This is a genomic window from Quyinboa ferrireducens (assembly GCF_042436675.1).
GTDB lineage: Bacteria > Bacteroidota > Bacteroidia > Bacteroidales > UBA5342 > JBHJHP01.
Window position 1 is genome coordinate 1 of the sequence record NZ_JBHMVA010000011.1, and the last position, 20,035, is coordinate 20,035.

At 38.2% G+C, this 20,035-nt stretch carries 18 protein-coding genes and 1 tRNA gene; 6 read left to right on the plus strand and 13 right to left on the minus strand.

Annotation, left to right across the window (positions count from 1 at the left end; genetic code table 11):
* Nucleotides 1-165 precede the first annotated feature (165 nt).
* Nucleotides 166-1,407 (minus strand): aspartate kinase, encoded by a 1,242-nt coding sequence (locus ACE01N_RS14420; RefSeq protein ID WP_380590364.1) that lies wholly within the window; start codon nucleotides 1,405-1,407, stop codon nucleotides 166-168.
* Nucleotides 1,408-1,516: 109 nt separating this feature from the next.
* On the opposite strand from ACE01N_RS14420, the gene ACE01N_RS14425 reads away from it, so the two are divergent.
* Both ACE01N_RS14425 and ACE01N_RS14430 read left to right on the plus strand, forming a co-directional pair.
* A complete protein-coding gene (locus tag ACE01N_RS14425; protein WP_375730149.1) occupies nucleotides 1,517-2,422 on the plus strand; it encodes a DMT family transporter in 906 nt (301 codons plus the stop codon).
* Nucleotides 2,397-2,885 (plus strand): YkgJ family cysteine cluster protein, encoded by a 489-nt coding sequence (locus tag ACE01N_RS14430; RefSeq protein WP_380590368.1) that lies wholly within the window; start codon nucleotides 2,397-2,399, stop codon nucleotides 2,883-2,885. The genes ACE01N_RS14425 and ACE01N_RS14430 overlap by 26 nt, the downstream gene beginning before the upstream one ends.
* Before the next feature lie 9 nt (nucleotides 2,886-2,894).
* On the opposite strand, the gene pdxB is transcribed toward ACE01N_RS14430, so the two are convergent.
* Both pdxB and ACE01N_RS14440 read right to left on the minus strand, forming a co-directional pair.
* A complete protein-coding gene (gene pdxB / locus ACE01N_RS14435) occupies nucleotides 2,895-3,995 on the minus strand; it encodes a 4-phosphoerythronate dehydrogenase PdxB (protein WP_380590371.1) in 1,101 nt (366 codons plus the stop codon).
* Between the two features lie 14 nt (nucleotides 3,996-4,009).
* Nucleotides 4,010-4,546 carry a GNAT family N-acetyltransferase gene (locus ACE01N_RS14440; protein WP_375730152.1) on the minus strand — a complete coding sequence of 179 codons (537 nt, stop codon included), beginning with the start codon at nucleotides 4,544-4,546 and terminating at the stop codon, nucleotides 4,010-4,012.
* A 69-nt stretch (nucleotides 4,547-4,615) separates the two neighbouring features.
* Here ACE01N_RS14440 and ACE01N_RS14445 point away from each other — a divergent pair, with 69 nt between their 5' ends.
* Nucleotides 4,616-5,152: an LOG family protein gene (locus ACE01N_RS14445; RefSeq protein ID WP_375730153.1), complete on the plus strand. Its 537-nt coding sequence runs from the start codon at nucleotides 4,616-4,618 to the stop codon at nucleotides 5,150-5,152.
* On the opposite strand, the gene ACE01N_RS14450 is transcribed toward ACE01N_RS14445, so the two are convergent.
* Genes ACE01N_RS14450 through ACE01N_RS14460 form a run of 3 tightly spaced genes read right to left on the minus strand, consistent with a single transcriptional unit; the run spans nucleotide 5,132 to nucleotide 10,136 of the window.
* Nucleotides 5,132-5,641 (minus strand): shikimate kinase, encoded by a 510-nt coding sequence (locus ACE01N_RS14450; protein WP_380590376.1) that lies wholly within the window; start codon nucleotides 5,639-5,641, stop codon nucleotides 5,132-5,134. The two genes, ACE01N_RS14445 and ACE01N_RS14450, sit on opposite strands and share 21 nt — an antisense overlap.
* Before the next feature lie 2 nt (nucleotides 5,642-5,643).
* On the minus strand, nucleotides 5,644-8,280 hold the full coding sequence (locus tag ACE01N_RS14455; RefSeq protein ID WP_380590379.1) for a DNA gyrase/topoisomerase IV subunit A: 2,637 nt from the start codon (nucleotides 8,278-8,280) through the stop codon (nucleotides 5,644-5,646).
* Nucleotides 8,281-8,285: 5 nt separating this feature from the next.
* Nucleotides 8,286-10,136 carry a DNA topoisomerase IV subunit B gene (locus tag ACE01N_RS14460; RefSeq protein WP_380590382.1) on the minus strand — a complete coding sequence of 617 codons (1,851 nt, stop codon included), beginning with the start codon at nucleotides 10,134-10,136 and terminating at the stop codon, nucleotides 8,286-8,288.
* Nucleotides 10,137-10,470: 334 nt separating this feature from the next.
* Here ACE01N_RS14460 and ACE01N_RS14465 point away from each other — a divergent pair, with 334 nt between their 5' ends.
* Nucleotides 10,471-10,647 carry a hypothetical protein gene (locus ACE01N_RS14465; RefSeq protein WP_380590385.1) on the plus strand — a complete coding sequence of 59 codons (177 nt, stop codon included), beginning with the start codon at nucleotides 10,471-10,473 and terminating at the stop codon, nucleotides 10,645-10,647.
* Nucleotides 10,648-10,827: 180 nt separating this feature from the next.
* On the opposite strand, the gene nqrF is transcribed toward ACE01N_RS14465, so the two are convergent.
* From nqrF to ACE01N_RS14495, 6 genes are read right to left on the minus strand one after another with little or no spacing between them, the layout of a single operon-like run.
* Nucleotides 10,828-12,087 (minus strand): NADH:ubiquinone reductase (Na(+)-transporting) subunit F, encoded by a 1,260-nt coding sequence (nqrF, locus tag ACE01N_RS14470; RefSeq protein ID WP_375730158.1) that lies wholly within the window; start codon nucleotides 12,085-12,087, stop codon nucleotides 10,828-10,830.
* A 23-nt stretch (nucleotides 12,088-12,110) separates the two neighbouring features.
* Entirely contained in the window at nucleotides 12,111-12,728 is a 618-nt protein-coding gene (gene nqrE / locus ACE01N_RS14475) for an NADH:ubiquinone reductase (Na(+)-transporting) subunit E (protein ID WP_375730159.1), read from the minus strand.
* Between the two features lie 17 nt (nucleotides 12,729-12,745).
* A complete protein-coding gene (locus ACE01N_RS14480) occupies nucleotides 12,746-13,378 on the minus strand; it encodes an NADH:ubiquinone reductase (Na(+)-transporting) subunit D (protein ID WP_380590389.1) in 633 nt (210 codons plus the stop codon).
* An 11-nt stretch (nucleotides 13,379-13,389) separates the two neighbouring features.
* Nucleotides 13,390-14,076, minus strand: a complete 687-nt coding sequence (gene nqrC, locus ACE01N_RS14485; protein WP_380590392.1) for an NADH:ubiquinone reductase (Na(+)-transporting) subunit C — start codon at nucleotides 14,074-14,076, stop codon at nucleotides 13,390-13,392.
* 12 nt (nucleotides 14,077-14,088) lie between these two features.
* A complete protein-coding gene (locus ACE01N_RS14490) occupies nucleotides 14,089-15,282 on the minus strand; it encodes an NADH:ubiquinone reductase (Na(+)-transporting) subunit B (protein WP_375730162.1) in 1,194 nt (397 codons plus the stop codon).
* A 29-nt stretch (nucleotides 15,283-15,311) separates the two neighbouring features.
* Entirely contained in the window at nucleotides 15,312-16,652 is a 1,341-nt protein-coding gene (locus tag ACE01N_RS14495; RefSeq protein WP_380590396.1) for a Na(+)-translocating NADH-quinone reductase subunit A, read from the minus strand.
* Between the two features lie 155 nt (nucleotides 16,653-16,807).
* Here ACE01N_RS14495 and ACE01N_RS14500 point away from each other — a divergent pair, with 155 nt between their 5' ends.
* The gene (locus ACE01N_RS14500; RefSeq protein ID WP_380590399.1) at nucleotides 16,808-18,076 is read left to right on the plus strand and encodes a type IX secretion system plug protein; all 1,269 of its coding nucleotides are present in this window, start codon (nucleotides 16,808-16,810) and stop codon (nucleotides 18,074-18,076) included.
* Between the two features lie 591 nt (nucleotides 18,077-18,667).
* On the opposite strand, the gene ACE01N_RS14505 is transcribed toward ACE01N_RS14500, so the two are convergent.
* A tRNA-Leu gene (locus ACE01N_RS14505) sits at nucleotides 18,668-18,751 on the minus strand.
* Between the two features lie 155 nt (nucleotides 18,752-18,906).
* Here ACE01N_RS14505 and meaB point away from each other — a divergent pair.
* Nucleotides 18,907-20,034 (plus strand): methylmalonyl Co-A mutase-associated GTPase MeaB, encoded by a 1,128-nt coding sequence (gene meaB, locus ACE01N_RS14510; protein ID WP_380590402.1) that lies wholly within the window; start codon nucleotides 18,907-18,909, stop codon nucleotides 20,032-20,034.
* Nucleotide 20,035: the final 1 nt, after the last annotated feature.

A 20,035-nucleotide genomic window follows, 5' to 3' on the forward strand; every position in this document is an offset into this window, starting at 1 on the left:
CAAAACTCAAGACTAACTCTCCAGGGCCTCTACCCCTTCCAAAAGCGGCTGCAAAGAAAATCATTATTATCCCATTTCTCCAAACTTTTTGTAAGAAATTTTCAAAATATTTTTAGATGAAAATATTAATCTGCTGAAAATCTATGAGATAATAAATAATTAAAATCAGGCCAAAACATAGCTTGCTGTATTTCTTGTTTTCTGTTCCACGTAAATTTTACGATTAACAGTAAAATCAATTGCTTTTGAAGAACTAAAATTTCTTACTGTTAAAAGTTCTACATTCATATTATAAACTACTTTAAACTCTTCTTTTAGTTCTTTAATCATGTCATCAAACCGTCTTTTATCGTAATTTATACAAACAGAAAAACTCAGGGCGGAATTTTGCATCAGGTTCACTTTAACCCTGAACCTAGTAAAAATATCAAACACGTCACGAATATTATCTTCAACAATGAATGAAAAGTCGGATGGATATATTGTTACCAATGCCTGATTTTCTTTACGAATATATATTGGCAGATCGAAAAACGCAGCATCATCAAAAACCTTTGTCCCTGGCAATTTGGGTTCATAAAATGACTTGACAAACATTGGAATCTGTTTATTCTGCAAGGGCTTCAGTGTTTTCGGATGAATAATCTGCGCCCCAAAGAACGTTAATTCTGTTGCTTCTTTATACGAAATCTCAGGAATTAATTCAGCTTCTGTAAACCATCTTGGATCAGCATTCAATACACCCGGTACATCTTTCCATATCGTTACAGATTTCGCATCTAAAAGATAAGCAAGTGTTGCTGCAGTAAAATCGGAACCCTCCCGTCCCAGTGTGGTGGTTTGATTATTGAGGGTTGAACCAATAAACCCCTGCGTGACATAACATTTTGTATCTGAGAAATTAAAGTGCTTAAGCGCTATATCCATGGAAGTATCCCACAATATTTTGGCTTCCCTGAAATTGTTCGATGTTCTTAAAATCTGACGGGCATCTATCCAGTAATTTTGCGTTCCGTTTGCATTCAGATATTCCGAAACAATTGCGGTGGAAAATAATTCACCAAACGATACAAGTCTGTCATAATCAAAATCATAATCGAGAGAAGGAACTTTTGCCAACTCATTCTCAAAATGACTCCATAACATCATAAACTGTTCGGGAAAATAATCTTCCTTAAACAATTGATTGATGATACTTTTATGAAAATCAAAAATTTGCTCTTTCATTTCTGCTGTGGATTCGCCGGAAAAAAAGGCATCTACTACGTGTTCGAATGCATTGGTCATTTTTCCCATTGCAGAAACAACAACAATCAGATTCTCACTGCAGGCATCAACAATAGATTTCAGGTTCTTAACGCCAGCTGCATCCTTTACCGATGCACCACCAAATTTATATACAATCATGCTTCATTTTTTTTCAAATGTAAATTTACCCAATTCACGGAAAAATGATAAATGTTAATGAAAAATTTCCATTTCAAAGTTGTTTAAATTCAGCTACATTTGCAGCCACATGAACGCACTAAAAAAATATTACCCGATTGTGCTGGCCGTTATTGGTTGGGCATTATCTTTTATTTGGGTAAAAATAGCATATGAAGAATTTCATCCCATTAATCTTATAACACTAAGGGTTGCCGGTGCTGCTATTGTTTTTTTTGTTATTGGATTTATTCTTAAAAAATTACAGCCTATTAAAGCAGCCGATCTGAAGTATTTTTTGCTTATGGCATTTTTTGAACCATTTCTGTATTTTATGGGCGAGAGTCATGGCATGCAAATTGTCTCATCAACTTACGGTTCGGTCATCATTTCAACCATACCACTTTTTACTCCATTTGCCAGCTATTATCTGCTTAAGGAAAAGTTTAAACTCTCCATATTTTTCGGAATAATTATATCACTTACCGGTATTTTTATCATGGAATACAGTAGCATTGCTGAAAGTTCGTTTTCGTTTAAAGGAACACTACTTATGATGGTAGCCGTTATTTCGGCAACCTTTTTCCCTATTTTCCTGCAAAAGCTTACTGCCAATTATACCAATACCACCATACTGGCATACCAGAACCTATTTGGCTTTTTCATGTTCCTTCCATTTTTTATGGTGATTGATTTTAAAGACACAATCCATACGACTTTTCACATCAGACCAATTCTAGCGCTTGCCGGCCTTATTGTTTTTTCATCTGTTCTTGCATTTATATTCTTCACAAATTCAGTAAAGAAAATAGGCGTAACCAAATCAAATACATTTATAAACCTAATTCCGGTTATCACCGCCTTCCTCGCATTTTTCATCTTAAATGAAGCCCTGTCATTTCAAAAAATTGCGGGTATACTCATCGTAATATCAGGATTGTTTTTGTCTCAAATTAAATTTCGCAAGAAGCATGGAAGAGAAACTGAAACAACTTAAAATTCTGGCTCAAAACGCAGAAAAAGAAAACAGGTCTCTTTTAAAAAGCTTTTCGAAAAAGCAGAAACGATTAGTAGACGACCTGTTTCACACGGCTCACGATGAGGTTTTTGCCTACACTGATTGTCTGAAATGTGCCAACTGTTGTAAAATACTTGGACCAAGAATTACTGACCGCGATGTGGATAAGATGGCTAAAGCTTTAAAATTAAAACCTGCCGAAGTGGTTGAGCAATACCTGAAGACGGACGAAGACGGCGACCTTGTGTTTAAAAGTATGCCCTGTCCCTTTCTAATGTCTGACAATTTCTGTATGATCTATGAATCGAGACCAAAAGCATGCAGGGAATACCCCCATACGGACAGAACGAATATTCTTCAGATAAAAAATATTACGCTTCAAAACAGCTATACCTGTCCTGCTGTTTTTGATATTCTTGAACTGGTAAAGACACGAATCTGACTTTTGTGATCAAACGTTAAACCCAAAATTCTTAATCCATGTCAACAGCTCTTCTGAATTATTTTTTGTTTTAACATTAAAAAATCCAAATTCTCTTCTTACCGGATAACTTCCCCTGAAAAATTCAAATTTCTCCGGTGCATACTTTAGTTTATCTGAATCAATTTCAACGTCGTACGTTTGAAGAAACACCTCAAAAATATTATTCCCCTTTAATTCGAGTTCATTGATCTCAACACCAGGCACCATATCGGGATACCAGCTTTTTAAGGGCAGGTTAAAAAAGTTACTTATGGCATGAACACTCATTGTTGTGCCATTCACTTTACCATCCACCGAATAGCCGGCAATATGAGGTGTGCCTATCAAAACTTCGTTCAAAAGATCATTGTCAATTTCGGGCTCATTTTCCCATACATCCAAAACAGCTTTTGAAATTAACTCATCCCTCAAAGCTTTTTTTATGGATTCTGTTTTAACAACCTCGCCCCGGCTTGAATTAATCACAACCGGTGCTTTTTTCAACTTTTTAAAGCTGACATCATTCAACATATGAAAAGTAGGGTAATCTGAATCGTAATCCAATGGGACGTGAAAGGTTATGATATCTGCATTTTCAAGAATTGTTTCGAAATCCACAAAATCGCCCACTTCCCTTTCCTGTCGTGGCGGATCACACAACAGCACATTCATTCCAATGTTGCGACATAGTTTTTCAACTTTGGATCCCACATTACCAACCCCTACAATGCCTATGGTTTGTTTCTTTACATCGATTCCATTTCTCAACTGCAAAACCGACAATACCGACGCAATATATTGCATAACCGAACCGGAATTACATCCCGGTGCATTTGTCCACTTAATTCCCTTTTCTGCACAGTAACTTTTATCAATATGGTCGTGCCCAATTGTGGCGGTTGCGATAAATCTCACTGAAGAACCATCGAGCAATGCAGCATTACATTTGGTTCTGGTTCTTATCACCAGCGCATCGGCATCACGCACCATTTCTGCATTAAATGCTGCACCGCCGACATAAACAACTTCTGCATAAGGTTCAAAAACGCCTTTAATAAAAGGGATTTTATCATCAATTACAATCTTCATATATGTATAATGGATTAAACATCGGGATTAATGCACTGGAGCACATAACTATCTACATATCCGTTAACGCCTTTCAACCATTCTTTTAGCTGACCACAAACTTCAAATCCGGCATTTTTAAAGAATGATACGCTTACAGGATTATCGGCTCCAACATGACAATACAACATTTTTAAGTGAAGATATGAAAAAGCATATTTTTTTATGACCTCCATTGCTTCTGAACCATAACCGTTGCGCTGATATGCTTTATCAACAAAAATTCCGATTGCAGCCCTGTTATGATATGGATCGTATTCAAATAAATCTATAGCACCAACCGACTCATTTTTCCCATCAGGTTCGGCCTCAATTACCAGACGTAACTGACGGTTCTCATAAATATCCTTAGGAGCAGATTCGATATATTCCTTCAATAAATATTTTGAATATGGCGTAACTGTATCGCTGACATGCCACAACTCGCTGTCATTTTCCCATTTATACAGATCATCAATATCTGTTGGTTCCAGCGCACGTAGTTTGATCCGATTCCCTTTGAGCCAATCCATATTTTACTTATAATTGTGTTGTAAAGGCTGGCATAAAGTTAGCCTTTTTGAATAAGACAAAAAAACATCATGAAAATTTGTGTTTACTGCTCATCCAGCAATCATATTCCGGAAAAATATTTCCAAGTGGCACGAGATCTTGGAAAATGGCTGGCAGAAAATGGTCATTCCGTTATTTACGGCGGTGCCAGTGTTGGCCTAATGGAAGAAGTAGCAAAATCATTTAAAGCAAATAATCCCTCCGGCGAGCTAATTGGCGTAATACCGCAAAAGATTATTGATATGGGATTAACCACTTCACTTGCCGATGAAATTATTAAAGTAGAGGACATGAAGGAGCGCAAGGAAGTAATGCGAAATACCGGGAATGGCTATATCGCACTACCCGGAAGTTTTGGAACACTTGATGAAATTATCGAAGAAATCGTATTACGGCAGCTTGGCTATCATAACAAACCTATCGTATTTTTTGATCCACACCAATTTTACTCAGATCTATACAGACAATTCGATCGTTTCTTTTCAGAAGATTTTATTCGTACTGATTTCAGTAATTTGTATGCAGTAACTGAAAATACGTCCGGTTTAAGACAATATTTTAATTAACTCAATAATCTCTTCAAGGGATTGGTCCAAAGGATTTATGATAGCTTTTGCCTGTGAATAATACGGCTCGCGTTCAGCAATTTTATGGCTGACAAAATCAATCAGTTCACCGCGCGATTTCCCGTCAGCTAAAGGCCGTTTATGTTTTGAATTGATCAACCGCTCTACAATAACTTCCTCAGGAACTTTAATATACAATGTTGCTCCGGTCTCATTCATCACATCCATATTGTTGAAAAAGCAAGGTGCTCCACCTCCAGTAGCAATTATTACATCTTCAATATTCGATAATTCCTCTAGTGCTTTTTGCTCCCTTTTTCTAAACTCATCTTCTCCATAAGTACTGAAAATCTCGGGAACAGACATAAAATTCTTTTCCTCAATGTACTTATCCATATCAATCAATGGCAACTTCATTTCAGCAGACAACACCCTGCTGAGATAAGATTTACCACTTGCCATAAATCCTATTAAATATACTCTTATCATTATTAAAACAGTGACATCTGCCCTTCGCCATCTTCACGAGAAAAATCATCGGGCTCAGGGTCATCTTTATCGTTATCTTCTTCTTCAGGATCCTTCTGCAATGACTCACCCTGTTTTATTTTGGAGACATTATTTGTGGTTGCTCGTTTACCTTTAGCCCTGAAACTTTTTACACCAATAAATTCATCCACGTCAATTATCAGATCTTCCTTGTCAGCATCCTTACCTCCAAAAGTGACTATAAACTGCGGATACTTATCATCGGTCAATAAGACCAGTCTCGAATCTACATGCTCACCAATGAACGATTGTTTTTTCATCGACTGCTCAAAGGTGAAGCGTTTAATGTAGTAAAATCCCTGTTCGGCATCCCAAAGAGCTACAGACCAAATCTTATCCTCGTTGAATTTTTCTACCAGAAGAATTTCATCATCGTAATGGTTCGACAAATCAAAATTGGTATTGTAATACTCTCCGTCTTTGGTCACAACCAAAATCAGATCCTCACCCTGAAATTCACCAAGATACTGTCCTCTTTTATCTGAGTTCAGGCGGCTTACATCGTGATCAAAATAAATATTACGGCCACCCAGTGTTGATACGCCTTTTTCCTTCAGTGATATTTTATGCACGTCGTTCTTAGTGAGAATATTTCCGGACGCATTACGACCTTTAATATCCAGCTCACTGAAATCCATCTCAAACACAAGACTCCGTAACCTGGGTTTTGGTTTCAGCATGACCTTAACTACTTCAGCCTCACCATTGGGGTTCGCGCTAAAATATAAAATCCTTGATCCTTTTGTACCACGCGTCAGATCATACTCCTTATCACGGGTAATGCTGGTTACGTTGAACCGCTTTTTCATGTAATTTCCGGATCTGCCATCCCGATAGATCACATTATAGGTTGTGCGTTTATCGTTACGCTTAAATACCGCAATGTGCAATATATCCTTTCCTACAAATTGTTTATCCTGAACCTTAGTCACAAAATAACGTCCATCTTTAAAGAAGACAATAATATCATCAATATCAGAACAATTACAAACAAATTCGTCCCTTTTGAGCGCCATACCAACAAAACCCTCTGCATAATTTACATAAAGTTTTTCGTTGGCGACCACAACTTTTGTAGCCTCAATATTCTCAAAACTTCTTATTTCTGTTTTACGAGGAAAGTTCTTTCCGTACTTATCTTTTATCTTCTTAAACCACCCAATGGTATAAGGTACAATATTCTTAATATCGTGTTCAACGGCTTTTATTTCTTCTTCAATAGCCAGCAAACGATCGGCAGCTTTATCCGCGTTAAATTTAAGGATACGCCCCATTTTAATTTCAAACAGCCTCTCGATATCCTCTGAAGTTATTTCTCTGATAAATTTTCCCTTAAACGGATCCAGCCGTTTATCAATATGTGCTATAGCAGCCTCTTTATCTTTTGCATTTTCATAGCCCTTATCTTTATAAATCCTCTCCTCTATAAAGATCTTCTCAAGCGATAACATATGCCAGGATTCTTCGAGCTCATGCTTTTTAACTTCCAGCTCCTGCAACAAAACTGCTTTGGTATGATCCACGTTGGATTTAAGTACCTCACTCACTCCCAGAAAGCGTGGTTTGTTATCTTCAATCACACAACAGTTGGGTGAAATACTTAATTCGCAATCGGAAAATGCATATAATGCGTCAATGGTTTTATCGGAAGATGTTCCTGAAGCCAGGTGCACCAGAATTTCGACATTCTCTGCAGTATTATCATCAACCTTCTTGATCTTGATCTTACCCTTTTCGTTGGCTTTAAGAATCGATTCAATCAGCGTAGATGTGTTCTTACCATAAGGAATATCCTGAATAAGAAGTGTACGGTTATCGAGTTTTGATATCTTAGCCCTGACTTTTACAGCACCACCTCTTAAACCATCGTTATATCGCGATACATCAATATAACCTCCGGTTTGAAAATCAGGATACAGTTCAAATTCTTCATCTTTAAGATAGGCAATTGCGCCATCAATCAACTCATTAAAATTGTGGGGCAAAATTTTTGATGCCAGACCAACAGCAATTCCTTCTACTCCCTGAGCCAGCAATAACGGGAATTTTACAGGTAGCGTAACCGGTTCCTTATTTCTGCCATCATAAGATGGTTTCCATTCGGTTACTTTCGGGCTAAAAGCAACATCCAGGGCAAACTTTGACAACCGAGCCTCAATATAACGTGGCGCCGCAGCATTATCACCGGTATATACATTTCCCCAGTTTCCCTGGGTGTCAATCAGCAATTCCTTTTGTCCCAATTGAACCAAAGCATCACCAATAGAAGCATCCCCATGCGGATGGAACTGCATGGTATGACCAATAATGTTTGCAACCTTATTATAACGACCATCATCCATGCGTTTCATGGAATGCAGAATGCGTCGCTGAACCGGTTTTAGTCCATCGTTAATATGAGGAACAGCACGTTCAAGAATTACATAACTGGCATAATCCAAAAACCATTCCTGGTACATGCCGGAGAGATGTGCAGGACCGTCTGTTGCAAGATGGATATGAGCTTCACCATTTCCATCCTGATTTTCATTTGGTTTTATGTCATCCTGATCCTCTATGTTATCAATATCGTCTGCCATAAATGCTATTCTATCTCGTCAAGATTTGTAATGAGGTTATCGATAATAAAATTCTGCCTTTCTGATGTATTTTTCCCCATGTAAAATGTGAGAAGATCGCCTACCTGATCCTCCTTTTTCATTCTGACCCGATCGAGACGCATGTTATCAATATTGATGAAATGCTTGAATTCATCGGGAGAGATTTCTCCAAGACCTTTAAACCTTGTTATTTCAGGATCAGGTCCCAGCTTTTTTATGGCTGCAACTTTCTCTTCATCCGAGTAACAATAAATGGTTTCCTTTTTATTCCTAACCCTGAAGAGCGGTGTCTGTAAAATATAAACATGGCCTTTCCTCACCAATTCAGGGAAGAACTGCAGAAAAAACGTAATTAGTAATAATCTGATGTGCATACCGTCCACATCGGCATCTGTTGCAATCACAACTTTATTGTAACGTAATCCTTCCAACCCGTCTTCAATATTAAGTGCCGACTGCAATAGATTAAACTCCTCGTTTTCGTATACGACCTTTTTGGTCAGCCCATATGAGTTTAAAGGTTTTCCCCTCAAACTAAACACCGCCTGCGTTTGTACATCCCTTGCTTTTGTTATTGAACCACTGGCTGAGTCACCCTCGGTTATAAAAATCATCGAGTTCAGATAGTTATCACCACTTTTTTCATCGTTCAAATGCAACCGGCAATCTCTGAGTTTCTTGTTGTGTAAATTTGCTTTTTTGGCCCTTTCTCGCGCAATCTTAGTCACTCCGGCTATCGCCTTACGCTCTTTTTCCGATTCCAGAATTTTTTTCAAAAGTCCGTCTGCTGTCGCTGAATTTTTGTGCAAAAAGTTATCCAGTTCCTTTTTAAGAAAATCATTTACAAACTGCCGTACAGTCGGGCCATCGGGTCCCATATCTTTAGAACCCAGTTTTGTTTTTGTCTGACTTTCAAAAACCGGCTCTTCTACCTTAATACTTATAGCTGCAATCAGTCCATTGCGCATATCAGCCAGATCAAAACTTTTATTATAGAATTCCCGTATTGTGCGTCCCACGGCTTCCCTGAAAGCAATCTGATGTGTACCACCCTGGGTAGTATGCTGTCCGTTTACAAACGTATAGTACTCTTCGCCATACTGATTACCATGCGTCATGGCAACTTCTATATCATCGCCTCTAAGATGAATAATTGGATAAAGTCCCGGCGATGTCATATTATCGTTCAGCAGATCTAACAGTCCGTTTTTAGAACTGTATTTCTGTCCATTAAAAACAACGGTAAGTCCGGTATTGAGGTAAACATAATTCTTAATCAGCGCTTCAATGTGCTCATACTGGTACCTGTACCCATTGAAGATTTTCTCATCCGGTTCAAAAATTACCAGTGTACCATTTTTTTCATCCGTTGGTTGAACCGGTATATCACTGTCCAGCTCACCTCTTAAAAATTCCGCAGGTTTTGACTGTCCGTCCCTGAATGACTGTATAAAGAAGTAACCCGAAAGCGCATTTACAGCTTTTATACCAACACCATTCAACCCTACCGATTTTTTAAACACTTTGGAATCGTACTTGGCACCGGTATTCATTTTAGAAGCTACATCAATTACCTTTCCCAGAGGTACACCACGGCCAAAGTCGCGAACAGATACTCTCCCTTCATCGGAGATATCAATTTCTATTACATTACCATTCCCCATCATAAATTCATCGATGGAGTTATCCATTACTTCCTTGAGCAGGACATATATTCCATCATCTGCATAATTCCCGTCGCCCAGCTTACCGATATACATACCGGGACGCAACCTGATATGCTCCTTCCAGTCCAGCGTCCGAATAGTATCTTCAGAATAATGTGCAGCACTCATAAAAACAATGTTTTAGCGAAAAATGAATAGAAATAGCCTATCTAAGCAAATAGAGTAAATTTATGCTGAAATTGCAAACAGTGGCATTTTTTGATATAAACAATATTTTAACAGGAACAAAGCTATTTTCGCATCAGACGACTCCACTTAAAAGATTACACATGGAATTAAATTGCCCAAGGCCAGAAAACTGGAAGTAAATATTAAAATCTATGGCCTTGCTGTCTTAAATCAAAGAGTTTAAAAAGTGTGTCAGAATATGTAAATACATGTTTAAATTTCAATATTTTGATAGTTTTAATCCCAAATAATTATATTATATACAAATTATTATATGCATATTTGCATCCTGAACGGAGATAATTCTAAAATGCTACGAAAAATTAAAGAATCTTTTTCTGCACTCGACAAAAAGAAGCAGTTAATGTGGCTTACTGTTTTTGAGTACGTATTAATTGTGATTCTTGCCGGCGCATCACTGGGGTTCTTTTATCTTCTTACCATGGCGTGAATACACTTTACTTTCCTTTTATTTAAGCAGCTTAAATTTAATTAATCGGTCCAGTTTGACCACAAACTTTTTTCAAGGTTTGTAGCTGCACCACAGGAATAAATCCAACTTAATACGAGATTGTATAAATAAAAAAAGGGAAACTTTCGTTTCCCCTATTTTTATCAATCAGACCAAGATTTATGATCCGAAATCGTCGAACGCTACCATTTCATCCGGTACTCCCAGATCGTATAACATTTTAGTTACAGCGCTATTCATTAGCGGAGGACCACACAGATAATATTCTATATCTTCAGGCTCCTCGTGCTTTTCAAGGTAATTATTTAAAATTACCTGGTGAATAAAACCAACCGGTCCCTTCCAGTCATCTTCAGGCTTCGGCTCAGAAAGTGCAAGATGCCATTCAAAATTCGGAAAGTCTTTCTGTATCTCATCAAACTCTTCTCTGTAGAAAACTTCTTTCAGAGAACGGGCACCATACCAGAATGTTACTTTTCTTCCTGTTTTTGCTGTTTTGAACAGATGGAACAAATGCGAACGCATCGGCGCCATACCGGCACCACCACCTATAAACATCATCTCCCTTTCTGTTTCTTTAATAAAGAATTCACCATAAGGTCCGGAAATCATTACTTTATCCCCTGGTTTACGAGAGAAAATAAATGAAGAGCACACACCCGGATTCACATCCATAAATGTTCCTTTTTCCCTGTCCCATGGCGGTGTAGCAATACGAATATTCAACATAACGATATTCCCTTCGGCAGGATGATTTGCCATGGAATAAGCCCTGTATGTTGGTTCCGGATTACGCATTTTCAGATTGAAAATCCCCAGATCTTCCCACTCACTTTTCCACTTATCCCCAATCTGAATATCTTTAAAGTCCACATCCATTTTAGGCACGTCAATCTGTATGTAGCCACCTGATTTGAATTCAAGTATTTCTCCTTCCGGTAATTTAACCACAAATTCTTTAATAAATGTTGCCACGTTATTATTGGAAACAACAGTACATTCCCATTTTTTAATACCCATAATTTCCTGCGGAATGCGCATTTCAATATTATCCTTAACCTTTATCTGACACGATAAACGCCAGTTTTCATTTTGTTCCTTACGGGTAAAGAAATCTACTTCAGTGGGCAAAATAGTACCGGCTCCCGAATCAACCTGAGCTCTGCACATACCGCATGTTCCTCCACCACCACAGGCAGAAGGAAGGAAAATATTACTATTGGTCATTGCAGATAATAAGGTCTGCCCCTGATCCACTTCCAATACAGTATCCCCATTGTTAATACTAATATTCACACTGCCCGAAGGAATCAACTTCTTTTTGGCATAAAGCAGGATCGATACCAGAATAAGAATGACCAGCAAAAACACTATCACACTTATTGTTATTGTAACTACCTGACCAGCTAAAAACACCATATCTTTAATTTTTATCGCTATTATTAAAGTTTAATACCCATGAATCCCATGAATGCCATACCCATCAAACCGGTAACGATAAACGTTATACCTAGTCCCTTGAGAGGAGCAGGAATATCAGAATACCTGATTTTCTCCCTAATTGCCGCAATACCTACTATAGCCAGCCACCATCCAACACCGCTACCTACACCAAATGTAGTCGCTTCGGCTATATTACTGTAATTTCTCTCCTGCATAAAAAGAGACCCACCAAGTATGGCACAGTTTACAGCAATTAATGGTAAAAAGATACCAAGCGATGAATACAGTGACGGAGCAAATTTCTCAACCACCATTTCCACCAGCTGAACCATTGAAGCAATTACAGCTATGAACATGATAAAGCTAAGGAAGCTCAGATCCAAACCTGCAAATGAATCACCCAGCCATGACAAAGCACCTTCTTTTAATACATAGTTTTCAAGCAAATAGTTTACAGGGACAGTAATAGCCATTACAAATATTACAGCGAGCCCTAAACCGTTTGCAGTTTTAACACTTTTTGAAACAGCCAGATATGAACACATACCAAGAAAGTATGCGAATATCATGTTGTTTATGAAAACCGATTCGACAAATATGTTTAATAACTTTTCCATAACTATTCTCCTTCAGATTAATGTGTTTCCTGCAAATCTTTTTTCCTACTTCTGTGAACCCAGATTATTAATCCCACCAGGAACAATGCCATAGGAGGTAAGATAAACAGTCCATTATTACTATAACCGTGTTCATACAGTGATTGTGGAATTACCTGAAAACCAAACAACTGTCCTGACCCGAATAATTCCCTGAAAAATGCAACAAGAATCAGAATCAAACCATATCCCATTCCGTTTCCTATACCATCAAGAAGCGACAACCACGGCTTGTTGCCAAGCGCAAAAGCTTCAAGACGTCCCATGATGATACAGTTGGTAATTATCAATCCAACAAATACCGAAAGCTGTTTACTCACGTCATATGCAAATGCCTTCAATAGCTGGTCTACCAGAATAACCAGAGCAGCTACAACTACCAGCTGAACAATAATACGAATCCTGGTCGGAATAGTATTTCGCATTAGTGAAATAATCACATTGGAAAAAGCTGTTACAACAGTAACAGATACTGCCATTACAATAGCAGGCTCCAGCTTCACTGTGATAGCCAGTGCCGAACAAATACCCAATACCTGTACAACGATAGGGTTATCGCTGCTTAAGGGATTAAATAATATCTTTTTTTCTTTTGCTGAAAATAAGCCCATAATGTCAAATTTTATTCATTTAAAAACTTATCGTAGGCTGACAAACAGTCGTTCATCATCGCCTGAACTCCTTTACTTGTAATAGTACCTCCCGAGATTCCATCAACAGCATGGATATTACCTTTGGATGCGCCACCCTTTAATACATAAAATGTAACCTTACCGTTTTCAAGGATGCTCTTTCCTGCAAACTCCGCCTGAAAATGCGGTTTTGCAATTTCTGCTCCTAGCCCCGGTGTCTCTCCCTTATGGTCAAATGTTGCACCGTAAATGGTCTTTTTATCACTGTTCAGTGAAACATATCCCCAAATCGGTCCCCAAAGTCCTTTCCCCCTTAAAGGAAGAATATATTTTGTTTCGCCATTATCAAGTGTACATTGATAGACCGGTAGTTTTCTTTCTGATGCTTTCAATGCAACCTGTTTGGTCATATCTACAGAGAACGCATCTCCCTGTACTTTTTCTCCCGCCAAATTAAGAATATAAGTACTTGTAATATATTTACTATACTTTGCTTCGGCATCATCTGCTGTACTAATAATGTTTACCGACTTTAAGATGTCTGATTTTTTTGCAATCTCTACATTCTTATTCTGCCTTGGTTTTAAACTCAATGAGGCAAAAGCAAGAATTGCAGCCACAACAACAACCATTATTGTAGCATAAATAAATGTATAAGCATTTCCTTCTCTGTTCATGACATCTGTCTTTTAAGCGTTTGCTTTAGCACGTTTCAAACGTCGTTTAATATTCTGATGGACCACAACATGATCGATGAGTGGCGCAAATATATTCATGAGCAGGATCGCCAGCATCACCCCTTCGGGATATGCCGGGTTAACAATTCTGATCAGAATGGCCAAAGCGCCAATCAAGAATCCATATATCCATTTTCCTGTTTCTGTTCTTGAGCCTGTTACCGGGTCTGTTGCCATGAAAACTGCACCGAATGCAAATCCACCCAATACCAACTGATAATGTGGCGGCATCAGCATAAATGCATTATCACTGGTTGCCAAATTAAGTAACAGTGCCATAAGATAACCTCCGGCAAACGTACTTACCATAATTTTCCAGCTGCCAACACCCGTAAAAATTAATATTGCTGCTCCAATCAGGATCGCAATAGTTGAAGTTTCTCCGATTGATCCGGGAATAAAACCTGCAAACATATCCCAAAGAGATACCGGATGTCCGAATCCATCCACAATCTTTGCAGCTTCACCTGAATGTGCCAGGGCAGCCTGGCTCAAAGCAGTAGCACCACTGAAACCATCCGGCAACGGTGCACCTTTGGTAATTCCTCTGATCCAAACATTATCACCAGACATAAAAGCAGGATATGCAAAGAACAGGAACGCACGCGTGATCAGTGCCACATTAAAAACGTTCATGCCGGTTCCACCAAAAGCTTCTTTTGCAAAGATTACAGCAAATGCAGTTGCCACTGCAACCATCCAAAGCGGTACATCAATTGGTACAATAAGTGGAATAAGCATCCCTGTTACAAGGAATCCTTCCTGTATTTCGTGTCCCTTTATCTGGGCAAAAGTAAATTCAATCCCTAAACCTACGCCATAAGATACAATGACAAGCGGGAGTACTCTGATCAAACCATAGAAAAATGTATCCCAAAATGCAGCCGTTTCTCCTAACGCGTGAAAATGCTGATAACCCACATTATACATTCCAAAAAGCAGAGCAGGTATCAATGCCACGACTACTGTAATCATGGTACGCTTCATATCATTATAATCATGAATATGAACCCCGCTTTTAGAAGTCTTGTCCGGTACAAAGAGAAAAGTTTCAAAACCATCGAATACGGAGTGGAACTTCTCAAGTTTTCCACCTTTTTCGAATTGAGGTTTAATGTTATCTAAAATTTTTCTTAATGCTTTCAAGGCTCTAAAATTTTATATTTTATTTCTTCTTATCCTAATTCCTGTATCATCAGATCCAAACCTTCACGAATTATCTTTTGTACTTCAGTTTTTGATGTACAAACAACTTCACAAAGTGCCATATCCTCAGGTGCAATTTCGTAAATCCCAAGCTGTTCCATTTTATCTATATCCTTAACAATAACAGCTTTTAATAAAAACTCAGGTAAAACATCCATTGGGAGTACCTTGTCATACTCACCTGACATTACCAGAGCACGGTGTCCTCCGTTAAGATTAGCATCTAAACGCCAAAGTTTTTTACCCAAAAATGATGAGAACACGTTGCCATGAATACTGAATTTATTAAATCCGGGATTAGCCCATCCCATGAATTCAAAATGATCGCCTTCCGGAATTACAGTTATCTGATGATGATAAGATCCGAGATAGCCGTCCTTACTTATCTTGGTTCCCGTTAAAACATTTCCACTGATTACACGGGGATTAGTTGACTTAAGATTGTCTGCCACAAAAGGAGTTACAGACATACCGATCACCATATTGTAATACCCTGTTTTCTTAAGTTCAGAACCCGTTACAGCAATTGTCCGTAAAGGATCATATTTCCCGTTCAGGAATAAGCTTCCTAATGCAGCAACATCCTGAGGGTTAATTACCCAGACAACTTCATCCTTATTAATCGCATCTATATGATGAATTTGAATACCCACGTTTCCTGCCGGATGTGGGCCAGACACTTCATGCAAATCAACACCCTTCAATGCTTTAAAAACCTTAGCTGAAGAATTTCCATCAACAGATAAATGTATTTTGCCTTTTGTGAGTTTTTTCAGGATGTTAATGCCTTCCTGCAATTCTTTTCCTTTATCCTGAAGGATGAAATTATAATTTGGAGCTAAAGGAGCTGTGTCAAGGCCTGAAATAAAAACAGCTTTGGGTTCCTTATCGGCTTTGGCAATAACATCATATGGTCTTTGTTTGATAAAAGGCCACATGCCTGCTTGTTGAATCTTCTCAACAACTTCTTCCCTTTTCATTTTTGACACATCAGATTTTCCAAAATCCTCTGCAGTCATTTTGCCATCGCTTTTAACAACAACTTCAAGGATGCGTCTGCGTTCTCCCCTGACAACATCAACCACTTCACCACTTACAGGTGAAACAAATAAAATATTGGGGTTGTACTTATCATAAAACACCGGGGTTCCAACTTTGACCTTCTCACCGGGTTTTAAAAGAAGTTTTGGCGTTAATCCATGGAAGTCTGTCGGTTTTAAAGCAAATAACTCTGCTTTCGGGGTTGATAAAATCTGCTCTTCGGCTTTACCTTCAAGCTTAATATCCAATCCCTTCCTGATTTTAATCATTTCCGCCATAATAAGAAGAAATATAATTTTTCCTAAAAATTTTGTGCAAAAGTATTAAATTTTATCGCTCAATCGTTATTGTTTAACATCTTTATAAAGATTTTTTTCTTCAATTTAAACATCTATATTTGTAAATTGTTTAAAATTAGCCTATTATGCTAAAGATCAATACATTATTATTTTTATTTATAATAACTCTATTTAATTCATACGGAATTGAGCCCTATTTTACTCATATTATGGCCTCTGATTTTAAGACTTTACAGGTATACAATTCCGACGATATAATGTCCTATCCGGCTATTGGTCTGAATAGCGATGATCAGATAGTCATAAGTTTTGATGAACTGGCCGATAGTGAACAAAGTCTGAAATACAATATCATACATTGCAACAGCGACTGGCTGCCTTCCGATTTAACGGATACCGAATTTCTGAGAGGGTTTAAAACATCTTTTATTGATAGTTATGAATACTCTATAAACACAAATGTTCCTTATGTACATTATTCTCTCTCACTTCCAAATGATTATACATCGTTTAAAGTTTCCGGAAATTATGTGGTTACAATAACAAATGATAACAGTAAAGAACCACTGCTAACAGCATGTTTTTATGTATATGAAAATGTTGTCACCATTGCACCTGAAGTAGCTTTTGTAACAGAAACTGATATCAGAAAAGAAAATCAACAGGTTAACTTTGTTATTAATCATCCTGATCTTCCCATTCAGGATCCGGCAACAGATTTAAAAGTTTTTATTCAACAAAATGACAGAAGAGATAATATTAAGTCCGGTATTCAGCCAACATTTATAAGATCTGGCCAACTGGTTTATGAACACAACACAGATCTTATCTTTAAAGGAGGGAATGAATTCAGATATTTTGAAGCTACATCAACAAGATACAACACACACGGAATTGAAAGCATTCAGTATTTTGCACCCTACTATCACATGGTTCTGGTTCCTGATGAACCTCAGAGCAAGATCAGCTACAGTTACAGGCACGATGTAGATGGAAAATTCTTTATCCGCAAGCAGGAAGCTGATCAGGATAATCTCGCACTGGAATCTGATTATGTTATTGTACATTTTACCATTCGCCGTGATGAACCTTATTTTAATGGGAAGATCTTTTTAAATGGTGATTTTACTTACGGAGAATTTAACGATCCGTATCAGATGAAATACGATTTTGATGAAAAAGCATATTATACAAATATCCTTCTGAAACAGGGAAGGTACGATTACCAGTACCTGTTTTTACCAACCGGAGAAAAAGTTGCAAGTTATTCCCCGTATGAAAATAATTTCTTTGAAACCGAAAACAATTACCGCATTTATGCTTACTACAGGTCGTTTAGCGACCGATATGACAGACTGGTCGGTTATACTTTGGTTACTGCAAATGCAAAATAAAATAATACAAGATGTAAACCACAAATCACTACCATTTTATTATCAAACTTGTTTGGATAAACTCAGCAACCTTACTTCGACTATACAAAGCAACCTGTACCCATGTAAAGCTATTACAAACTATGTTAAGGGGTTTAACACCCTCTCCTTCGGCAAGCTCAGGATTCACCCAGTTGATAGTTTTTGACGCATCAAAAACTATCGAAAAAATGCTTGCTGTAAAGAACCGCAATAATTTACCCGAAATTATCAATCTGTTGTCTTCCAACGCGCTAGTCCTCACCCTTTACAGCGGCCAGCGCACAATTTTTTTATATATTAATAATGCCTCTGGAAGGGTCAAACAATTATAGCCCCAGATCAGCAAACATGGTGAATGTAATTCTGATGCTTCTATCAGGATTTATAACCTGAGGTAATGAAGATTATGTAAATCAGGCCGGAGTTTATATCTTCAAATAAAGTTAAAAACGAATCAAGACCGCACGTTTTGACAGGTTATAGTTAGTTATTTTTCATTTAAAGGCAATCGGTTCGCTACACCACAACATAAAAAAAGCGAAAAACAATTTTCTGTTTTTCGCTTTTCTGTACCCGGAACCGGAATCGAACCGGTACGGTATTGCTACCACTGGTTTTTGAGACCAGCGCGTCTACCTATTCCGCCATCCGGGCGTTTGGGCAACGGTTAACCGTTTTGCGGATGCAAATGTAATAAAAAAATGAATTATGCAAAACCAACATCTTGTGGAAAACCAACTAACAATATTTTTCTCTATTCATGGGCATCCGCCATTGATTTCAGTAACTTTGCCTGAAATTTGAATTTTATGTCAGAAAAGGATACACATCACCATATTGAGCACCCCGAAAACGACGAATCATATAAAGGATTAACCGTTAATTCAGGCATAGACCAACCTCCTGCCGTTAATCCTAACCTGAAGAAATTCAGAAAAAAGAAGAAAGCTGTTTTGTCGGTAGATGAATTTGTAGACGGTATTCTTAAAAGTAATATCACCATTCTTAGTCAGGCTGTTACCATGGTGGAAAGCAATAAGCAGGAACATTATCAACTGGCTCAGGAAGTAATTGAAAAATGTCTGCCGCATACAGGACACTCTATCCGCCTTGGCATTACCGGTGTTCCGGGAGCTGGGAAAAGCACATTCATTGAGTCCCTGGGCATGCATATTATAAAAAATGGAGGCAAACTGGCCGTGCTGGCAATCGATCCATCGAGCGAAAAAACAAAAGGCAGCATTTTAGGTGATAAAACCCGGATGGAACAGCTGTCATCTGAACCCAAAGCATATATCCGACCAAGCCCGTCTGCGGGAACTTTAGGCGGTGTGGCACGAAAAACGCGCGAAAGTATTATTTTATGCGAGGCCGCGGGTTTTGATACCATATTTGTGGAAACAGTTGGTGTAGGGCAATCAGAAACGGCAGTACATTCCATGGTTGATTTTTTTCTCTTACTGATGATTGCCGGTGCCGGTGACGAGTTACAAGGCATTAAAAGAGGGATCATGGAAATGGCTGATGCGATCACTATCAACAAAGCTGACGGAGACAATATAAAAAAAGCGGAGATGGCAAAACGGGAGTACAGCAATGCACTACACCTCTTTCCGCCATCAGAATCAGGTTGGTCACCCCGGGTCATGACCTGTTCTGCATTACATCATACCGGCATCCGCGACATCTGGAATATGTTGCTGGAATACCTGAGTCATAGTAAAACCAACAATTACTTTTATGACCGCCGGAAACGTCAGTCCAAATACTGGATGTATGAGAGTATCAATGAACAACTCAAACAAAATTTCTATAATGAACCGGATATAAAAGCCGGTATCCCAACTCTGGAACAACAGGTCCTGAACGAGGAAAAAAGTTCATTCATCGCAGCAAGAGAGCTGCTTGACCTCTATTTTAAGAATCTTAAAAAATAGA